The organism is Streptomyces naganishii JCM 4654 (assembly GCF_014650575.1).
Lineage (GTDB): Bacteria > Actinomycetota > Actinomycetes > Streptomycetales > Streptomycetaceae > Streptomyces > Streptomyces naganishii.
In genome coordinates this window covers 76,933-95,085 of record NZ_BMVF01000018.1, presented here as the reverse complement: position 1 = coordinate 95,085, position 18,153 = coordinate 76,933, and the positions used below count along the sequence as shown (strand labels likewise).

Below are 18,153 nucleotides of genomic sequence, written 5' to 3'. Positions count from 1 at the left end.
TTCACGGTACGGCCCAGGCGCACGGCACACGTTCTTCGTTCGGGCCGCTCCCCGATGGTCGGTCCCATCTTCGGGTTCCGGTCCGCGAACGCGGTCGGCGGAGCCCAGCGCGCCAGTCACGGCCCGCCGATCAGCCTACCGGGCGGGTTTCGCGGCCGGGTTCCGGCGTCCAGCATGCGAGCGGGGATAGGAAGGAGGCGTCCCAGGGGTCCGTCCGCCGGACCGGCCCCCGCACCGGCCGACCTCGGAGATGCCGTGTCCGCTACGGAAGACCTGATCGCCGCCGCCGACGCCCACAGCGCGCACACCTACCACCCGCTGCCCGTGGTGATCGCCACCGCGGACGGCGCGTGGATGACGGACGTGGAGGGCCGCCGCTACCTCGACTTCCTGGCCGGCTACTCGGCGCTGAACTTCGGGCACGGCAACCGGCGCCTGGTGGACGCCGCCAGGGCCCAGCTGGAGCGGGTGACGCTGACCTCGCGCGCCTTCCACCACGACCGGTTCGGCGCGTTCTGCGAGCGGCTGGCCGCGCTGTGCGGCATGGAGACGGTGCTGCCTATGAACACGGGCGCCGAGGCGGTGGAGACCGCCGTGAAGACGGCCCGCAAGTGGGGCTACAAGGTCAAGGGCGTGCCCGCCGAGATGGCCAAGATCGTGGTCGCGGGCAACAACTTCCACGGCCGTACGACGACGGTGATCAGCTTCTCCACCGACCCCGAGGCACGCGCCGACTTCGGCCCGTACACGCCCGGCTTCCAGATCGTGCCGTACGGCGACATGACCGCGATGCGGTCGGCGGTGACGGAGAACACGGTGGCCGTGCTGCTGGAGCCGATCCAGGGCGAGGCGGGCGTGCTGGTGCCGCCGGCCGGTTACCTGGCGGCCGTGCGGGAGCTGACCCGGGAGCGGAACGTGCTGTTCGTGGCGGACGAGGTGCAGTCCGGGCTCGGTCGCACGGGCCGCACCTTCGCGTGCGAGCACGAGGGTGTCGTGCCGGACGTGTACGTGCTGGGCAAGGCGCTGGGCGGCGGGATCGTGCCGGTGTCGGCGGTGGTGTCCTCGCGGGAGGTGCTCGGGGTGTTCCGGCCCGGCGAGCACGGGTCGACGTTCGGCGGGAATCCGCTGGCGTGCGCGGTGGCGCTGGAGGTGATCGCGATGCTGGAGTCGGGCGAGCACCAGGCGCGGGCGGCGGAGCTGGGCGAGCATCTGCACCGGCGCCTCGGCGAGTTGGCGGGTACGGGCCGGGTCACGGCGGTGCGCGGGCGCGGACTGTGGGCGGGGGTGGACGTCGATCCGGCCCACGGCACGGGCCGGGAGATCTCCGAGCGGCTGCTGGACCGGGGCGTCCTGGTGAAGGACACCCACGGCTCGACGCTCCGCATCGCCCCGCCCCTGGTGATCGGTGAGCAGGACCTGGACTGGGGGCTGGACCAGTTGCGGGCGGTGCTGGGGGCGTAGGGGCCGGCCGGGAGCAGTGGGAGGGCCGCCCGGGGCGGGCAGGGGTCCGGCACTCCCCTAGAGTCACAGCGTGCTCTTGGGAATGGTGTGCGCGCTCGGCGCGGCGGTGTGTTTCGGTACGGCGACGGTTCTCCAGGCGATCGCCGCCCGGTCCGCGGCCGCCTCGGGCGGCGGGGGCGGGGACGCGGCGCTGCTGCTGCGGGCGGTGCGGCAGTGGCGGTACGTGGCGGGTCTGGGCCTGGACGGTCTCGGCTTCCTGCTCCAGATCGTCGCCCTCAGATCGGTGCCGATCTACGCGGTCGGCGCGGCCCTCGCCTCCAGCCTCGCGGTGACGGCGGTGGCCTCGGCCCGGCTGCTCGGGGTGCGGCTGAGCGCGATGGAGTGGGGCGCGGTGGGCGTGGTCTGCGCGGGCCTGGCGATGCTGGGCCTGGCCTCGGGCACCGAGGGCAGCGAGCCGGGCTCTACGGCGCTGAAGTGGGCGATGCTCGGGGCGGGCCTCGGCGTGCTCGCCATGGGCGCGGTGGGCGGCCGGCTCCCCGAGCGCGGGCGGGCCCTGGTCCTCGGCCTGGGTGCGGGGCTCGGCTTCGGCGTGGTGGAGGTGTCGGTGCGGCTGATCGACTCGCTGGACCCGGTGCACCTGCTGACCAACCCGGCGACGTACGCCCTGCTCCTGGGCGGGGGCGCTGCCTTCGTGCTGCTGACCTCGGCGCTCCAGCGCGGCTCGGTGACGACGGCCACCGCGGGCATGGTGATCGGCGAGACGATCGGCCCGGCCGCGATCGGCGTGATCTGGCTGGGCGACCGCACCCGCGAGGGCCTGGCCTGGCTCGCCGTGCTGGGGTTCGTGGTCGCGGTCGCCGGCGCCCTGGCCCTGGCCCGCTTCGGCGAGGCCCCGGCCTCGGCCGAGGAGACGGCCACCGAGAAGGTGTGACCCTCCAAGGCCCTTACCTGACGCTTGGCCCCGCCGGTGGCCGTCGGTCACGGCAGGGCCCGGCACAGCGCGTCCAGGGCCGCTGTCCAGGCGTGGTCCGGTGGGGTGCCGTAGCCGACGACCAGGGCGTCGAGGGGGGCGGCGGTGGACCGGGGGTGACGGAAGCGGGTGAGGCCGTGGACGGCGAGGTTCTGCCAGGCCGCGGCCTGGACCACGGCGGGTTCGGTGCCGGGCGGCAGGCGCAGCACGGCGTGCAGGCCGGCGGCGATGCCGGTGGCGTGGACCTCGGGGGCGTGCTCGGCGAGGGCGGCGACGAGGGCGTCCCGGCGACGGCGGTAGCGCAGGCGGGCCGCGCGGACGTGGCGGTCGTAGGCGCCGGAGGTGATGAACTCCGCGAGGGTGAGCTGGTCCAGCACCCCGCAGGTGTCGGAGCGGCCCTTGGCGGCCGTGACCTCCTCGACCAGGGACGGGGGCAGCGCCATCCAGGCCAGCCGCAGCCCGGGGGCGAGGGACTTGCTGGCGGTGCCGAGGTGGACGACGTGGTCGGGGTCCAGTCCCTGGAGCGCGCCGACGGGCTGGCGGTCGTAGCGGAACTCGCCGTCGTAGTCGTCCTCCAGGACCAGGCCGCCGGTGCGGCGGGCCCAGTCGACCACCGCCGCGCGCCGGCCGGGGCTCAGCGGCACGCCCATCGGGAACTGGTGGGAGGGCGTGAGCAGCACCGCGCCGGCGCCGTCCGGGCCGCCGGGTCCGTCCGTGACCGTGCCGCGTTCGTCGAAGGGCAGCGGGCGGGTGCGCAGGCCCGCACGCTCCAGCAGGTGCCAGTGCGCGTCCAGTCCGTAGGACTCGACGGCGACCGTGCTCGCGCCGCGCGCTCGGAGGACCGCCGCGAGGATGCCCAGGCCGTGCGAGAAGCCGGAGCACACCACCAGGCGCTCGGGGTCGGTGCGCACGCCCCGCACGCGGGCGAGGTAGCCGGCCAGCGCGGTGCGCAGGTCGGGGTTTCCGCGCGGGTCGCCGTAGCCGAGGGCCCGGTTCGGGGCGGCGGTCAGGACGCGGCGGGCGGCCCTGAGCCACTCGGCGCGCGGGAAGGAGGCCAGGTCGGGGTTGCCGGGGGCGAGATCGTGGGTGGGTGCGCCCGGTGCCCGGCGCGGGTGGGCCGCCGCCGTCGGGGGCGCCGGCGCGCGGTCGGCGACACGGGTGCCCGAGCCCTGGCGGGCGGTCAGCCAGCCCTCGGCGACGAGGTCGGCGTAGGCGTCGGCGACGGTGTTGCGGGCGATGCCGAGGTCGGCGGCGAGCGTACGGGAGGACGGCAGCCGTGTGCCGGGCGCGAGGCGGCCGGTGCGGACCGCTTCGCGCAGGGCGCCGGTCAGCCCGCGGCGCACGCCCGGCCCGGCCGGCTGGAGGTGGAGGTCGACTCCCAAAGTGGCCCGCGTTCTCGCCATGGAAATGGACCATACTCCTGGGCTGCCCCGCTCCTAGGCTCGACGGCATGAGCACTGATGACACCACCGAGGAAACGGTCGAGTACGCCCCCGAGCACACCCCGCGGCTGAACTGGGCGCAGCACGCGCCCGAGGTCTACAAGGCGATGATCCGCCTGGAGGCCGCCGCCGGAAAGGGCCTGGACCCCAAGCTGCGCGAGCTGGTGAAGATCCGCGCCTCGCAGCTCAACCACTGCGCCTTCTGCCTGGACATGCACACCAAGGACGCGCTCGCGGGCGGGGAGAGCGTGGAGCGGATCGTGCAGCTGAGCGCCTGGGAGGAGTCGCGGCACTTCTACACCGAGAAGGAGATCGCAGCGATCGAGCTGACGGAGGCGGTGACCGTCCTGACGGACGGCTTCGTGCCCGACGAGGTGTACGAGAAGGCCGCCAAGCACTTCGACGAGCCGGAGCTGGCCCAGCTGATCGCCGCGATCACCATGATCAACGCCTGGAACCGCTTCGGCGTGACGACCCGCATGGTCCCGGGCCACTACACACCGGGCCAGCACGGCTGACCCGAGCCACCTCCCGACTCGGCCAGCCCTACAGCAGGTGGTCGGCCTTGCCGGCCTTGATGTCGGTGATGAGGGTGCGCAGGGCTTCCAGGGAGTCGGTGAGGTAGTGGTCCTCTTGCCCGGCAACGGCTATGTAGCCGTTGCCGTCGGCGTCGGTGCCCAGGCGGAAGCAGGAGCTGCCCTCACCGCAGAGCGGGGCTTCCCAGGTGATGTCGGCCATCTGGCTTCTCCTCATAGCTGTCGGGCGATCCGGCGGATGAAGTCGCGGGAGCGCTCGGGGGACAGTGCCAGATCTTCCAACAGGTCAAGCTGTGCTCGGTATTTCGCGAGCTGACCGTCGGCATGCAGGAAGACCGGCCCGTGGGAGTTGTCCACCTGCACGGTGTCGAGCTGCCGCACAGGCCCCTCGGTGTAGACGACCGTGTGCCCCGCTCCGGGGAAAGCGCCGTGGGTGAACGGGATGACCAGCACGGTCACGTTGTCCCACTCGGAGACCTCCAGGAGGTACTCCAGCTGTGCCAGGGCAACGTCTCGTCCGCCGAACTGCATGCGTAGCGCGGCCTCGTGGATGACGGCGACATAAGGGACCGGGTCGTCGCCGGTGATCACCTTCTGGCGCTCCGCACGGTGTGCCAGCCGGAGGGCGACCTCATGCTCGGGAAGCTGTGGGACGACAGCGCGGAAGATGGCCATGGCGTGCGCCGATGTCTGGAGCAGCCCTGGTACGTGCACGGTGTTCGCGCCTCGCAGACGTACCGCGCCGGCCTCGGTTTCGGAGATGTCCAGCAGGCCTTGAGGCAGGCTGCCCCGGTAGCGTTCCCACCATCCCGTTTCTCTCGGCTCCGCCATCTCGGCCAAGGCGTCGATGTACTTCTCGTCGGTGCAGTCGCAGTTGCAAGCCAGTGTGCGCAGCCGTTCGGCGCTGATCGCGCGCAGTCCGGACTCCATGTTGGAGATCCTGCTCCGGTCGACGCCGAGGAGTCCTGCTGCGTACTCCGCGGACATGCCGGCTGTGGTGCGCATCCTGCGCAGTTCGCTTCCCAGACGCTTCTGACGTTGGGTGAGGATCGTCCTTGGTGGCATGTCGTTCCTTCCGCACCGCGCGACCGTCGTAGGGCCTGCGGCACAGTTCACCGCATCGAGGCCATTGTTGCGGACCGTGTGGCAAATATGGCCCCCCGTGCCCTACGGTCAGTATCGCGCACGCTACACACCGCAACGCCGGAAGCGCACCGCGCGAGCATGCCCGCCTGCCCTGGGACGGGTGTGCCGCGACCAGGGCGGCAGGCCACCGGCGAACCGAAACCCCTCACACCGTCGCGGAGTTCGCCATGCCCGAAATCCCCCTCGTCCCCGTCCACTGGCACTTCCCCGCCCACCCCACCTCCGCACGGAGGGCCCGCCACGCCGTCGCCGAGTCGCTGCCGGACGTCGTTCGCCCCCATCTCGGCGACGACCTGGGCCTGTTGACCTCCGAGCTCATCACCAACGCCATCCGTCACGGCGCCTGCCGGGAGGACGAGGACCTGATCGAACTCGTCCTGTGGCCCGCCGACGGGCACTACTGGCTCGCCGTCTCCGACCCGGGCACCGGCAAACCCCAACTAGCCCATCCGGACACGGATTGCGAGAGCGGCCGGGGCCTGCTCCTCGTCGACAGCCTCGCCACCGCCTGGACCGTCCGGCCCCGCCCCACCCGCGGAACGTCCGTGATCGCGGGGCTCTCGTTCCACGCTGCGGGTTAGAGGGCGTCTCGCCCCCGGCGACATAAATTCCCAAGCGGCCGCCGTGGTCGATGACCTTCGTCCAGTAGCCGGTGTGGGCCCACGCCCTGATGGCGCCGGTGTTGCCGGAGATGCTTGCCGCGCTCACCCAGACGGCCAGCAGCGTGCCCGGCCGGACAATTTCGGCCGGACACCTCTGCAAGTAGCCCTACCACTAACTTCTGAGGATCAGTACCGAACCCTCGCGCGGAGTGCCCGACGGCGCATGATCCGGGTCCCCTTTATGCGACCAGATAGTGTAACTGAGGCAGGCGACAAATCCATCACCACTGTCGGACCGCAGCGCCAGACAGTGAACGTGTCGAGAATGAGACGGTTTTGCGTCGGAGAACCTCAAGATCTTCTCCGCCTGTACCGGATCCGCGTGGCTGATGGTGAGCGGCCGGTACACCGTTTTCAACTTCATTCCGATCACGCCGTAGAATGTCACCTCGATGAATTCGGGCAACTCGGACGCCGGCTCAACACTTCGCAGCTTGAGTTCCGAATGACTAATACTGTAGCGCCAGGGCCGAAATTTCCGATCGAAGGAGACGGGCAGGCCGGCGCTGCTCGGCTGCGGTGCCTCATCCTTAGGAGGCGAATGGATTGGCAACGGGACTCCCGCTTCTGTAGAAGGTGACTCGAGACCATGCGCTCGGATTGTCCTCGATGTAGCTTGACCCATGGAGCGCACGTGCCGGTCGAGACACTGCTTCCCGCAGGTGGCCTCAACTTTGTGGCATCAGTGGATGGTGCGGGTACGCACAGCGCTGACGACGTGTTCCAGAAATTCTGGGACGCGTTCAGGCTACCGGACTATTTCGGCTGGAATTGGCCGGCACTCCATGACTGCCTGAGAGACCTGGGCTGGTTGCCCTGTGATCAGTACCTGCTGGTGCTCTCCGGTGTCGATCGTTTGCTCCCGGATGACCAGGAAGATCGCCTGCGGCTGTTCAGGATCATCTCCGAAGCCGGCAGAAAGTGGTCATATGTGAAGCATCCCGAAGGGGATGAGGCAGGCAAATTCGGCATCGTGTTGCTGTGCGATGAATCGAATTTCGAGGGAATCTTGCGCGTCTTCGAGGATCTTCTCAACCCTTGACTGCGCAAGAACTCACAGTAACTCCTTGTCGCGACACGGCCGCCGGTTCGGTTGTTCGCCCGGCTGGACGCCGACGGCCCCTCGCTCACCGGAGCCGGTGGGCGAGGGGCCGTCGAAGAAGAGCCGGCTACCTGGGCAGCCACGTCTTCCACGTGGACTTGTGGGTGTTCACCCACTTCTTTGCCGCATCAGCCGGGGTCAGTTTCTGGTCGGCTATCAGGAGGGAGACCTCGTTCTGGTCCTCGGTGGTCCACTTGAACTTCTTCAGGAAGGCCGCCGCCTTGCCGCCGGACTTCGCGAAGCCGGCGTTGAGGTACTTCTTCAGCGGCGTGTGCGGGTAGGCGCAGGCGACCTTGGCGGCGTCCGCGTCGCAACCCTCCTTGTACGGCGGCAGCTTCACCTCCGTCATCGGGACCTTCTTGAACAGCCACTGCGGCATGTACCAGTACGTCAGGAACGGCTTCTTCTCCTTGGCGAACTGGCGGATCTGCGTGATCTGCGCGGCCTCCGAACCGGCGAAGACCACCTGGTAGTCCAGCTTGAGGTTGTTCACCAGCGCCTTGTCGTTGGTGACGTAGGACGGCGAGCCGTCCAGCAGCTGGCCCTTGCCGCCGCTCTCCGGGGTGCGGAAGAGGGAGGCGTACTTGTTCAGGTTGCGCCAGTCGGTGATGTCCGGGTGCTGCCTGGCCAGGTACGTGGGGACGAACCAGCCGATGTGCCCGGTCACCCCGAGGTCACCCCCGGGCGCGATGGTCTTCTTGTCCTGGACGTAGCGCTTCTCCTGGTCGGGGTGGCCCCAGTCCTCCAGGATGGCGTCGACCCGGCCCTGACTGAGCGCGTCCCAGGCGGGCACCTCGTCGACCTGGACGGTGTCGACGCGGTAGCCCAGCTCGTGTTCGAGCAGGTACTGCGCCACGGCCACGTTCGACTGGGCGCCCACCCACGACTGCACGGACAGGGTCACGGTCTTGGAGCCCCGCGCGCCCGCGAACGGCGAGGCCTGCCGGGTCATGTCGGCGGCCCCGCAGCCGGCCAGCAGCGAGCAGGTGGCGGCCGCGGCGGCGATCAGGGCTGTGGTGCGTACGGGCTTCCTCATCTCAGGCTCCCTTCCCGGTCCGGCGCCGCGTCGGCTGGGTGACCCGGTCGAGGGTCAGGCCGAGGCAGACGATGGCGATGCCCGCGACCAGGCCGGTCGCCAGGTCTCCCTGGGCCAGGCCGAAGACGACGTCGTAGCCGAGGGCGCCGCCGCCGACCAGGCCGCCGATGATGACGACGGCGAGGACGAGGACCACGCCCTGGTTGACCGCGAGCAGCAACGCCGGGCGGGCGAGCGGGAGTTGCACCTGCCGCAGCTGCTGTGCGCCGGTGGCGCCGAGCGAGCGGGCCGACTCCAGCGCGGCCGGGTCGACCTGGCGCAGGCCCTGCGCGGTGATCCGTACGACCGCCGGGAGGGCGTAGACGACGGCCGCGGCGACGGCGGGCGCACGGCCCACGCCGAACAGGGCGACGACCGGGATCAGGTAGACGAACTGGGGCATCGTCTGGAAGACGTCCAGGACGGGCCGCAGCAGCCTCTCGAACCGGTCGCTGCGGGCGGCGGCGATGCCGGTGGCGAAGCCGAGGACGAGAGTGACGGCGACGGCGGCGAGCACCTGGGACAGGGTGTCCAGGGACGGCTTCCACACGCCCAGCACGCCGATGGCGGCCATGGCACAGGCCGCGGTGAGCGCGGTGCGCCAGGTGCCGATCAGCCAGGCGAGCGCGGCGACGATCAGCAGCACGGACCACCAGGGCAGCCACTGGAGCCCGGAGCGCACCGGGTCCAGGACCCAGGTGGTGAAGTGGCCCGCCCAGTCCGCGGTGCCGCCGACGTAGGGGACGCCGGAATACAGGTGGGCGGTCATCCAGTCGACCGCGCGGTCGACCGGCTCGGCGATCCCGGCCGTCCAGCCGGCGGGCCAGTCCGTCCGGCCGGCCAGGCGCGCGGCCAGTGCGGCGGCCGCCACGGCCACGGCGGCCGCGGCGGCGTACGGCAGGGCGCGGACGCCGTGCCGTTCCTGCCCGAGCCGCTCCCCCGCGGCCGCCGTCACCCGGTCCAGTACGACGGCCAGCAGCACGATCGGGATGCCGGCCGCGAGGGCCGCGCCGACGTCGACGGAGGCGAGCGCCTGGTAGACGCGGTCGCCGAGGCCGCCGGCGCCGATGACGGAGGCGATGACGGCCATGGACAGCGCCATCATGATCGTCTGGTTGAGGCCGAGCAGGAGTTCCTTGCGGGCCAGCGGGAGGCGTGCGGTCAACAGACGCTGGCGCGCGGTGGCACCGAGGGAGTCGACCGCCTCCAGCACCTCCTTGTCGGCGCCGCGCAGGCCGAGGGCGGTGAGCCGGGCCATGGGCGGGGCGGCGTAGACGACCGTGGCGAGGACGGCGGCGGGCACGCCGATGCCGAAGACCAGGACGACCGGCAGCAGGTACGCGAACGCGGGCAGCACCTGCATGGTGTCCAGGACCGGGCGCAGGGCGCGGTCCATGCGGTCGGAGAGACCGGCGGCCAGGCCGAGCAGCGCGCCCACGACGACCGAGGCGAGCACCGCGACGACCATCAGGGCGAGGGTCTGCATGGTGGGCACCCACATGCCGAGCACCGCGCAGGCCAGCAGCGCGGCGGCCGTGCCGAGGGCGAGCCGGGCCCCGGCGACCCGCCAGGCGACGGCCGCGCCGAGGGCGGTGACGCCCGCCCAGCCCGCGGCCAGCAGGAACAGGTACACGGCACGGACGGAGACGACGACCGCCTCGCTGATGTAGCCGAAGAAGTACAGGAACAGCGGGTGGCTGTCCCGGTTGTCGATGATCCAGTTGCTGGCGCTGCCGAGCGGCTTGGACAGGTCCACGGTCAGCGCCTGCGGCCAGCTGCCGCTCGACCAGCGGGCGGCGGCGAACGGGACGAGGACGGCCGCGAGCACCGCGAGGACCAGCAGCTTGTGCGCCGCGCGGTGTCTGAGGACCGAGGGCACGGACAGCGCGGGGCGTGAGGCGGACGCGGCGGTGGTCGCCATCAGTTCGCCTCCTCGCGCTGCTCCGTTCCGGCCACGGCTGTCTGCCCCGTTCCGGCCACGGCTGTCTGCCCCGTTCCGGCCACGGCTGAATGCTCCGTACCGGCCGCGGCTGAATGCTCCGTACCGGCCGCGGCGGTCTGCTCCCGTCCGGCCACTACCGTCTGCTCCGTCCCAGCCACGGCTGTGGGCCCCGTCCCGGCCACGACGGCCTGCTCCCGTCCGGCCACGGCCGTAGGCTCCGTTCCGGCCACGACCCCGAGCAGGCACTCGTGGTCGACGACTCCGAGGCAGCGGCCCTGGTCCATCACGCGCGCCGGGGAACCGGTGCGGGCGACGGCCTCGATGGCCTCCGACACGGTGGCCTGGGGCGCGAGGGCGGGGCCGTCGCCGGCCTCGGAACCGGCGGCGGGGCGCATGGCCGTACGCACGGTCATGACCTGTTCGCGCGGGACGTCGCGGACGAACTCGCGGACGTAGTCGTCGGCCGGGGAGCCGACGATCTCCTCGGGCGTGCCGAGCTGGACGACACGGCCGTCGCGCATCAGGGCGATGCGGTCGCCGAGCTTGAGGGCCTCGGACAGGTCGTGGGTGATGAAGACCATCGTGCGGCCCTCCTCCCGGTGCAGCCGGACGACCTCCTCCTGCATGTCCCGCCGGATGAGCGGGTCGAGCGCACTGAACGGCTCGTCGAACAGCAGCACTTCGGGGTCCACGGCCAGGGCGCGGGCCAGGCCCACGCGCTGGCGCTGGCCGCCCGACAGCTGGCCGGGGCGGCGCTGCTCCATGCCTTCCAGGCCGACCTTGGCGACGACCTCGGCGGCACGCTCGCGCCGCTCGCCCTTGCCGACGCCCTGGATCTGGAGGCCGTAGGCCACGTTGTCCAGGACCGTGCGGTGCGGCAGCAGGCCGAAGTGCTGGAAGACCATCGCGGCGCGGTGGCGGCGCAGTTGGCGCAGCCGGGCCCGGTCCATGGCGCGCACGTCCTCGCCGTCGATGGCGATGGTGCCGGCGGTCGGCTCGATCAGCCGGGTCAGGCAGCGTACGAGGGTGGACTTGCCGGAGCCGGACAGGCCCATGACGACGAAGACCTCGCCCTTGCGCACGTCGAAGGAGACGTCCCGGACGGCGGCCGTGCAGCCGGTGCGTTCGCGCAGCTCGGCCGGGCCGAGGGCGCTGAGTTCCCGGTCGGCGGGGACCCGGCCGGCCTTCGGGCCGAAGACCTTCCACAGGCCGTCGACGCGGAAGACGGGGGCGGCGGGCGCCTCGCCGGTGGGCGGTTTGCGTGTGGGGACCGCGAGAGCCATCAGGCCTCACCTCCGATGAGATCGGCGGCCTTCTCCCCGACCATGAGCACCCCGATCATCGGGTTGACCGCGGTCATGGTCGGGAAGACGGAGGCGTCCGCGACGCGGATGCCGTCCAGGCCTCGGATGCGCAACTCCGGGTCGACGACCGCGAGTCGGTCGTCGGCCGAACCCATCCGGCAGGTGCCGGCGGGGTGGTAGACGGTGTGGGCCACCTTGCGGGCGTACTCGCTCAGCTCCTCGTCGCCGGTGACGTCCGGGCCGGGGCACACCTCGCGTTTGAGCCAGCCGGCCAGCGGCTCGGTCCGGGCGATCTCGCGGGCGATGCGGATGCCGTCGACGAGGGTCCGGGCGTCGTAGTCGTCCTCGTCGGTGAAGTAGCGGAAGTCCAGGGCCGGTTTGACGGACGGGTCGGCGCTGGTGAGGTAAAGGCGGCCGCGGCTGCGGGGCTTGGGGATGTTCGGGGTCATCGACACGCCGTGGGGCGGGCGTTCGTAGCCGAGGCGCTCGGGGTTGTCCGTGAACGGGATCTGGTAGAAGTGGAACATCAGGTCCGGGCCCGGCCCTTCGGGGTCGCGGCGCACGAACAGGCCCGCGTCGGAGTCCATCGCCGAGTTCTCCGGGATCGGTCCCTCGGTCTCCCAGACGATGACCGACTCGGGGTGGTCGAGCAGGTTCTCGCCGACGCCCGGCAGGTCGTGCACGACCGGGATGCCCAGCCTCTCCAGGTCCTGACCGGGGCCGATGCCCGAGTGCAGCAGCAGGCGCGGGGAGTCGACCGCGCCCGCGCACAGCACGACCTCGCGGCGGGCGCGCAGCAGGATCTCCTCGCCGTCCTTGGTGCGCACGTGCACGCCCTCGGCGCGGGTGCCGTCCAGCTCCAGCCGGTACGCCCACGTCTCCAGCAGGAGCGTCAGGTTGGCCCGCTCGTCCATCACCGGGTGCAGATAGGCGACCGAGGCGCTGGAGCGCTTGTTGCCCTCCGGGTGGTAGGCGAGGTCGAAGAAGCCGGCGCCCTCGGTGAACGGCCCCCGGTTGAAGCCCTCGATGCGCGGCACGCCGAGCGCGGTCTGCGCGGCGTCGACGAAGTCGCGGGCGATGGCGTTCCTGTCCCGCTCGTCGACCGGGACGATGTTGTTCTTCAGCCGGGCGAAGTACGCCTCCATCGGCACCGCGCCCCAGCCCTTGGCGCCGGCCGCCTCCCACTCGTCGAAGTCGGACGGCAGCGGCTTGAACGCGATGAGGGTGTTGTGCGAGGAGCAGCCGCCGAGCACGCGGGCGCGGCTGTGCCGGATGTGCGAGTTGCCGCGCGGCTGTTCGGTGGTCGGGTAGTCGTAGTCGAGTTCGCCGCCGAGCAGGCCCATCCAGCGGCGCAGGGTCAGCACGTCCTCGCGGCCGACGTCGCTGGGGCCGCCCTCGACGAGGGCGACGGTGACGTCCGGGTTCTCGGTGAGGCGGGAGGCGATGACGGAACCGGCCGTGCCGCCGCCTATGACGACGTAGTCGTACTCGTGGCGGCCGTCGTGGCCGTGGGTGTGGGTGTGATCGGGCATGGGGGGTGGTACTCCAGGGGGGACGGGGAAGTTCGGGGGCCGGGCCGGCGTGACGGCCGGGGGGCGGCTCGGACGAGGGGTGCCTGCGGCTCAGCCGGCGAACCAGCGCACCGGGCGGGGTGCGAGGTTCTGGTAGACGTGCTTGGTCTCGCGGTACTCGGCCAGTCCGGCGGGGCCGAGTTCGCGCCCGGTGCCGCTCCTGCCGAAGCCGCCCCACTCCGCCTGCGGCAGGTAGGGGTGGAAGTCGTTGATCCAGACGGTGCCGTGGCGCAGCCGCCCGGCGACCCGGCGGGCCCGGCCCGCGTCGGCGGTCCACACGGCGCCCGCGAGGCCGTACTCGGTGTCGTTGGCGAGGGCGACGGCCTCGTGCTCGGTGCGGAAGGTCTCCACGGTCAGGACCGGTCCGAAGACCTCCTCGCGTACGACCCTCATCTGGCGGTTGCAGCGGTCGAGCACCGTCGGCTCGTAGAAGTAGCCGCTCGCCGGGCGGTCGGCGGCGGGCTCGGGGCGCCTGCCGCCGCAGCGCAGCACCGCGCCCTCGGCGAGCGCCGAGCCGACGTAGGACTCGGTCTTCGCGCGCTGCTGCTCGGAGACGAGCGGGCCGCACTCGACGCCGGGCACAGTGCCGCGGCCGAGGCGGATCCTGCCTGCCCGGCGGGCGAGTTCGGTGACGAAGCGCTCGTGGACGGACTCCTCGACGATGAGCCGGGAGCCGGCCGAGCAGACCTGGCCGCTGTGGATGAAGGCCGCGTTGAGGGCCTGGTCGACGGCGGTGTCGAAGCCCTCGTCCGTGGCGCAGGCGTCGGCGAAGACCACGTTGGGGTTCTTGCCGCCGAGTTCGAGCGCCACCTTCTTGACGGTGGGTGCGGCGGCCTGGGCCACCTTGGTGCCGCTGGCCAGGCCACCGGTGAAGGAGACCAGGTCGACGTCCGGGTGCTCGGCGAGGCGGGCGCCGACGGTGTGGCCGGGGCCGGTGACGATGTTGGCGACGCCCGCGGGCAGGCCCGCCTCCACGAGGAGTTCGACGAGGGCGACGGTGGTCAGCGGGGTGATCTCGCTGGGCTTGACGACGAAGGTGTTCCCGGCCGCGAGGGCGGGGGCGATCTTCCAGCTGGCCTGGAGGAGCGGGTAGTTCCACGGCGTGATCAGCGCGCACACCCCGACGGGCTCGTGCACGACCACGCTGTGGATGTCCGGGGAGCCCGCGTCGACGACCCGGCCGGGGGCCTCGGCCGCGACGAGATCGGCGAAGTAGCGGAAGGCGTCGGCGACGCAGTCGACGTCGGTCCGGCCCTCCTCCAGGGTCTTGCCCGCGTCCCGGCTCTCCATCAGGCCGAGGCGTTCGCGGTCACGCACGAGCAGCGCGGCGACCCGGCGCAGCAGGGCCGCGCGCTCGGCGACCGGGGTGCGGGGCCAGGCGCCCTCGCCGCCGTCGAAGGCGCGGCGGGCGGCCTCGACGGCCCGGTCGGCGTCCTTCTCGTCCCCCTCGGCGACCACGGCGAACGGCTCGGCGTCCGCGGGGTCGAGGATGTCACGCGTGGCCCCTGAAACCGCCTCGAGCCACTCCCCGCCCGCGTGAATGGTGCTGCGCGCCTTGCGCTCCGTACTGTCGGCCATGATCGATGGTGCCTTCCGTTCCTGCCCAGTCGCCCTGTGTCACCTGGGTGTCACCCACAGGGACCGGGAGCGCCTGCCCGTCCCCCGGAATCGCATGCGCAATCCATGGCCCAATGTGTTCCGTGTCACGGAAGTTGGGGGCACGGAGGAACAAAAGGGGCGCGGATCGGGCGGAGGCCGCGTGGAGGCTAGTGCGTCGCGAAGGCCGCCAGGGCCGTGTCGGCGTCCTTCTGCGCCTGCGGCCACTCGGCCGCCGGGCCCGCCGCCAGTACGGCGTACTCCTTGCCGTCGTCGGCGGTGAAGGCGTACTCGACCACCTGCCGGCGCTCGCCGAGCTTCTCGCTGTCGTACGCGTACACCAGCCGGGCCGTGTCCGAGCCGACCGCGGCGGACGCGCCCGCCGGGGGGCCGCTCTGCTCGAGGCCGATCTCCTTGTACGCGGGCTGCGTGCCCAGGTTCTCGGAGGACTTCTGGACCGCCTCGTAGGGCGTCATGCCGGGTTCGGTGACGACGAAGACCTGCAGCAGCCGGTGGTCGCCGCCCGTCGTGTAGAAGACGCCGGTCGGGCGCTCGCTGCGCTGCCAGCCGTCGGGCACGGCGAGGGAGAAGCCGGAGGGGTCGTCGACCGTGTGGTAGCCCTCGGGCAGGGCGGACGCCGACGCTGAGGGCGAGGCCTCGGCGGTCCCGTCCGTGGGGGTCGCGCCGGTGGGCTGTCCCGTGGGCGCGGGGGACCTGCCGTGCGGTGAGGCGGTGGCCGAGGTGCGGGTGGCGTCGGAGCCGTCGGCGCCGGTCAGCTTCACCACCGCGAACGCGGTGCCTGCCCCGACCACCGCGGCGGCCGCCGCCACCGCCGCCTTCCACCACAGCGGGTGCCCGGCGTGCGGGGGCTGTGTCGTGGGCGGCGCGGTGAGGGTGGTGGGCGGGTGCCATCCGGCGTCGGGGTCGTACGCCGGCGGCGGCACCGGGGGCACGGCGTCGGGGTCGTACGCCGGCGGCGGCACCGGGGGCACGGCGTCCGGGTGGGACGGGGGCGGCGCCGCCGGGGGCGCCGGGGGCACCGGGAGGGGTGGCTCCGTCGCCGGGGCCGGGCGGGTGGCGGCGTCCTCCCAGCGCTGGGCCTCCTCGTTCCAGTACCGCTGTCCCCCGCTCATCGTGCGCTCACCGTCCGAGCAGCCCCGCCACGGTGCCCGCGGAGGCGAGGACGTTCAGCAGCGACTGCGAGTCGGCGAGCAGCGCGCGCAGCCGCTCGCGGCGGGTCGGGCCGGCCTGCCCGGTGGCGGTGATCTCCTCCTCCGCACCGGCCAGTTCGGCGTCCAGCGCCGCGGTCCGGTCGGTGCCGCGCACCCGGGTCAGGTCGGCCCGCAGTTCGCGCACCGCGGCCAGCAGCTGCTCTGTCGCCTCGTCGCGCGCCGGCGCGGTGCCGTGGTGGCTGACCGCGCGGGCGTGGCTGCCGATGGCGAAGGTGCTGCCGGAGACGTTCCCCAGGGTGACGCTGGGCTCGTCATGCGGGTCGGTCATCGCCGTCCGCTCCCTTCTGCGGCTCTGCGCCGCTGGTGGCGGTGGCGTGGGAACCCACCGCGAAGGTGGAGTCCTCCACCGACTCGATGTTCACGCCGCCGTTGCTGATGTTGACGATCTTCTGGACGAACTCGCCGGTCTGGTAACCGGCTTCGAGGAGCGCGGCGCGCACTCCGTGCGCGATCCGGTCCTGCACGGTGCGCAGGTAGCGGTCGACGTCCATCTCCTGGAACAGCGACCCGCGCGGCGCCGCCCCCAGCTCCCGCACCGACCGCGCCGGGCCCTCGGGCAGCGCGCCCGCGTTGCCCGCGGTCAGCAGCCGCCAGCCGAACGCGGCCAGCCGGCCCAGGTGCGCGAGGGCCGTGCCCCCCGAACGCGGCACCCGGGGCACGGCGTAGGCGGCCTTGCCCAGCAGGCTGTTGCGGTTGTAGCGGTGGGCGACGCGGTCGGCGTCCTTGAACTCCTCGCGCACCGGCGTCAGGACGTGCGGGGCGACCTCCAGCATCAGCATCCGGCCCTGGGTGTGGACGCGGAAGAAGACGCTGACGACGAGCTCCTCCTCCCAGCCGCCGACCCGTACGCGCAGGAAGTGCCGCCGCTTCTCGGCGCCCTCCTCGACCGCGCGCCTGCGGTGGTCCTCGAAGACCTCCGGCCGGTAGGGGGCGTCCTCGCGGCGCAGCAGGCCCTCCACCGGCAGGAACACGCACTCGTCGATCTCGAGGCCGCGCAGCCGGTCGCGCACCGGGAACTGGCCGGTCGCGGCCGACTCGCGCAACTGCTCCAGCAGCGGGCGCACGGTGTCGAGGACGGCCCGGTTGGTCAGCGGGCGCTGCTTGCGCATGGCGTCGGGCCGCAGTTCGACGGCGAGCACCCAGGTGTCGTACGCGCTGCCGGCCCCGCAGAACGGGCGGGCCTCGTGGTACATGATCAGCGGCTGGTGCTGCTCGGCGCGGATGCGCCCGATCATCCGCAGCAGCCGTCCGCCCACGGCGGCGAGCGCCGGGTCGGCCGCCGCGTCGGGAAAGCGCCGGGTGGACAGTTCCTGGCTCAGCGACCGGGTGACCTGGGAGCGCTGCGCGGCGACGCAGAGCGCGATGAGCGCGAGCACGGCGAGCGCGAGCCAGGCCTGAAGGGCGCTGAAGGTGCTCCCGCCCGGGTCGAGCACGTCCGTCGCGGACAGGCCGGACGTGCTCGTCGTGCCGTAGACGCCGTCGTACGGCGACGGTGAGCCGGACGAGTCGCCGCCCGCGCCGAAGGCGAGGAACACGGTGGCCGCGAAGAGGTACAGCAGGCCGATACGGCTGTACCAGCGCAGCAGAAAGGCGGGCACCACCCGGTAGAGCGGCGGGTGTTCGTCGCGGCCCCGGATCCAGGAGGCGATGGCGAGTTGCAGCCCGAGTCCGAGGAAGAACAGCAGCCAGCCCTGGCTGAGCGCGGCGCCGACGGCCCACAGCCCGAGGATCGCCCCGTCCCAGGCCAGCTCCAGGCGCCGGGCGCGCAGGGCGTGGGCGAGGACGCGGGAGGCGTCGAAGCCGAGGGAGGGCGCGGCGATGCGCTGCTCGTTCAGATACAGCTCGTCGATGACCTCGTCGCGGTAACCGGAGTCCAGGTAGGTGCCCGCGCACAGCAGGCGGGTGGCCTCGCTGGCGTACGGCGCGGTCGTCGGCGCCGGTGCCGCGGGCCGGGCCGGCTGCGGCTGTTGCGGCACGTAGGCGGTGCTCACGCCCATCCCCCGATGGTCGAACGTGCGTGCAGGGCACGCGGTTTGATGAACCATCAGCATAGTGGGGCGTGCGTGGTGCCGGAAGCTGATCGTCACCTGCCGAAGCCCGACCGTTACCGACCG

The 18,153-nt window shown here is 72.4% G+C and carries 16 protein-coding genes and 1 riboswitch; of the genes, 5 read left to right on the top strand and 11 right to left on the bottom strand.

The window, feature by feature from the left end; translation table 11 throughout:
- Window positions 1-4 precede the first annotated feature (4 nt).
- A riboswitch (ZMP/ZTP riboswitch) is annotated at window positions 5-130 on the bottom strand.
- A gap of 125 nt (window positions 131-255) precedes the next feature.
- Together rocD and IE217_RS27525 are read left to right on the top strand one after the other, a co-directional pair.
- Entirely contained in the window at window positions 256-1,461 is a 1,206-nt protein-coding gene (gene rocD, locus IE217_RS27530; RefSeq protein ID WP_190180652.1) for an ornithine--oxo-acid transaminase, read from the top strand.
- Window positions 1,462-1,543: 82 nt separating this feature from the next.
- On the top strand, window positions 1,544-2,392 hold the full coding sequence (locus IE217_RS27525) for a hypothetical protein (RefSeq protein ID WP_190180695.1): 849 nt from the start codon (window positions 1,544-1,546) through the stop codon (window positions 2,390-2,392).
- 47 nt (window positions 2,393-2,439) lie between these two features.
- Here the strand turns inward: IE217_RS27525 and pdxR are convergent, their stop codons facing one another.
- Window positions 2,440-3,834 (bottom strand): MocR-like pyridoxine biosynthesis transcription factor PdxR, encoded by a 1,395-nt coding sequence (gene pdxR / locus IE217_RS27520; protein ID WP_190180651.1) that lies wholly within the window; start codon window positions 3,832-3,834, stop codon window positions 2,440-2,442.
- Between the two features lie 47 nt (window positions 3,835-3,881).
- On the opposite strand from pdxR, the gene IE217_RS27515 reads away from it, so the two are divergent.
- The gene (locus tag IE217_RS27515) at window positions 3,882-4,391 is read left to right on the top strand and encodes a carboxymuconolactone decarboxylase family protein (protein WP_190180650.1); all 510 of its coding nucleotides are present in this window, start codon (window positions 3,882-3,884) and stop codon (window positions 4,389-4,391) included.
- Between the two features lie 28 nt (window positions 4,392-4,419).
- On the opposite strand, the gene IE217_RS27510 is transcribed toward IE217_RS27515, so the two are convergent.
- Both IE217_RS27510 and IE217_RS27505 read right to left on the bottom strand, forming a co-directional pair.
- A complete protein-coding gene (locus IE217_RS27510) occupies window positions 4,420-4,611 on the bottom strand; it encodes a hypothetical protein (protein ID WP_190180649.1) in 192 nt (63 codons plus the stop codon).
- Window positions 4,612-4,622: 11 nt separating this feature from the next.
- Entirely contained in the window at window positions 4,623-5,474 is an 852-nt protein-coding gene (locus tag IE217_RS27505) for a helix-turn-helix domain-containing protein (RefSeq protein ID WP_190180648.1), read from the bottom strand.
- 248 nt (window positions 5,475-5,722) lie between these two features.
- Here IE217_RS27505 and IE217_RS27500 point away from each other — a divergent pair, with 248 nt between their 5' ends.
- Window positions 5,723-6,136, top strand: coding sequence for an ATP-binding protein (locus IE217_RS27500; RefSeq protein ID WP_190180647.1), 414 nt, complete (start codon window positions 5,723-5,725; stop codon window positions 6,134-6,136).
- Window positions 6,137-6,851: 715 nt separating this feature from the next.
- Window positions 6,852-7,259 (top strand): barstar family protein, encoded by a 408-nt coding sequence (locus IE217_RS27495; RefSeq protein ID WP_229865636.1) that lies wholly within the window; start codon window positions 6,852-6,854, stop codon window positions 7,257-7,259.
- Window positions 7,260-7,386: 127 nt separating this feature from the next.
- Here the strand turns inward: IE217_RS27495 and IE217_RS27490 are convergent, their stop codons facing one another.
- The 8 genes from IE217_RS27490 to IE217_RS27455 all read right to left on the bottom strand — a co-directional run bounded on the left by IE217_RS27490 (window position 7,387) and on the right by IE217_RS27455 (window position 18,030).
- Window positions 7,387-8,355 carry an ABC transporter substrate-binding protein gene (locus IE217_RS27490; protein ID WP_190180645.1) on the bottom strand — a complete coding sequence of 323 codons (969 nt, stop codon included), beginning with the start codon at window positions 8,353-8,355 and terminating at the stop codon, window positions 7,387-7,389.
- A 1-nt stretch (window position 8,356) separates the two neighbouring features.
- Window positions 8,357-10,315, bottom strand: coding sequence for an ABC transporter permease (locus IE217_RS27485; protein WP_190180644.1), 1,959 nt, complete (start codon window positions 10,313-10,315; stop codon window positions 8,357-8,359).
- Window positions 10,315-11,619 (bottom strand): quaternary amine ABC transporter ATP-binding protein, encoded by a 1,305-nt coding sequence (locus IE217_RS27480; protein WP_229865635.1) that lies wholly within the window; start codon window positions 11,617-11,619, stop codon window positions 10,315-10,317. The genes IE217_RS27485 and IE217_RS27480 overlap by 1 nt, the downstream gene beginning before the upstream one ends.
- Complete coding sequence (locus tag IE217_RS27475; protein WP_190180643.1) at window positions 11,619-13,172, bottom strand: GMC family oxidoreductase; 1,554 nt, start codon at window positions 13,170-13,172, stop codon at window positions 11,619-11,621. The genes IE217_RS27480 and IE217_RS27475 overlap by 1 nt, the downstream gene beginning before the upstream one ends.
- 90 nt (window positions 13,173-13,262) lie before the next feature.
- Window positions 13,263-14,789 carry an aldehyde dehydrogenase family protein gene (locus IE217_RS27470; RefSeq protein ID WP_190180642.1) on the bottom strand — a complete coding sequence of 509 codons (1,527 nt, stop codon included), beginning with the start codon at window positions 14,787-14,789 and terminating at the stop codon, window positions 13,263-13,265.
- Window positions 14,790-14,977: 188 nt separating this feature from the next.
- Window positions 14,978-15,940 carry a serine/threonine kinase C-terminal domain-containing protein gene (locus IE217_RS27465; protein ID WP_190180641.1) on the bottom strand — a complete coding sequence of 321 codons (963 nt, stop codon included), beginning with the start codon at window positions 15,938-15,940 and terminating at the stop codon, window positions 14,978-14,980.
- A 7-nt stretch (window positions 15,941-15,947) separates the two neighbouring features.
- Window positions 15,948-16,307 carry a hypothetical protein gene (locus IE217_RS27460; protein WP_190180640.1) on the bottom strand — a complete coding sequence of 120 codons (360 nt, stop codon included), beginning with the start codon at window positions 16,305-16,307 and terminating at the stop codon, window positions 15,948-15,950.
- Window positions 16,291-18,030: an AbeC-like domain-containing protein gene (locus IE217_RS27455; RefSeq protein WP_190180694.1), complete on the bottom strand. Its 1,740-nt coding sequence runs from the start codon at window positions 18,028-18,030 to the stop codon at window positions 16,291-16,293. The genes IE217_RS27460 and IE217_RS27455 overlap by 17 nt, the downstream gene beginning before the upstream one ends.
- Window positions 18,031-18,153: the final 123 nt, after the last annotated feature.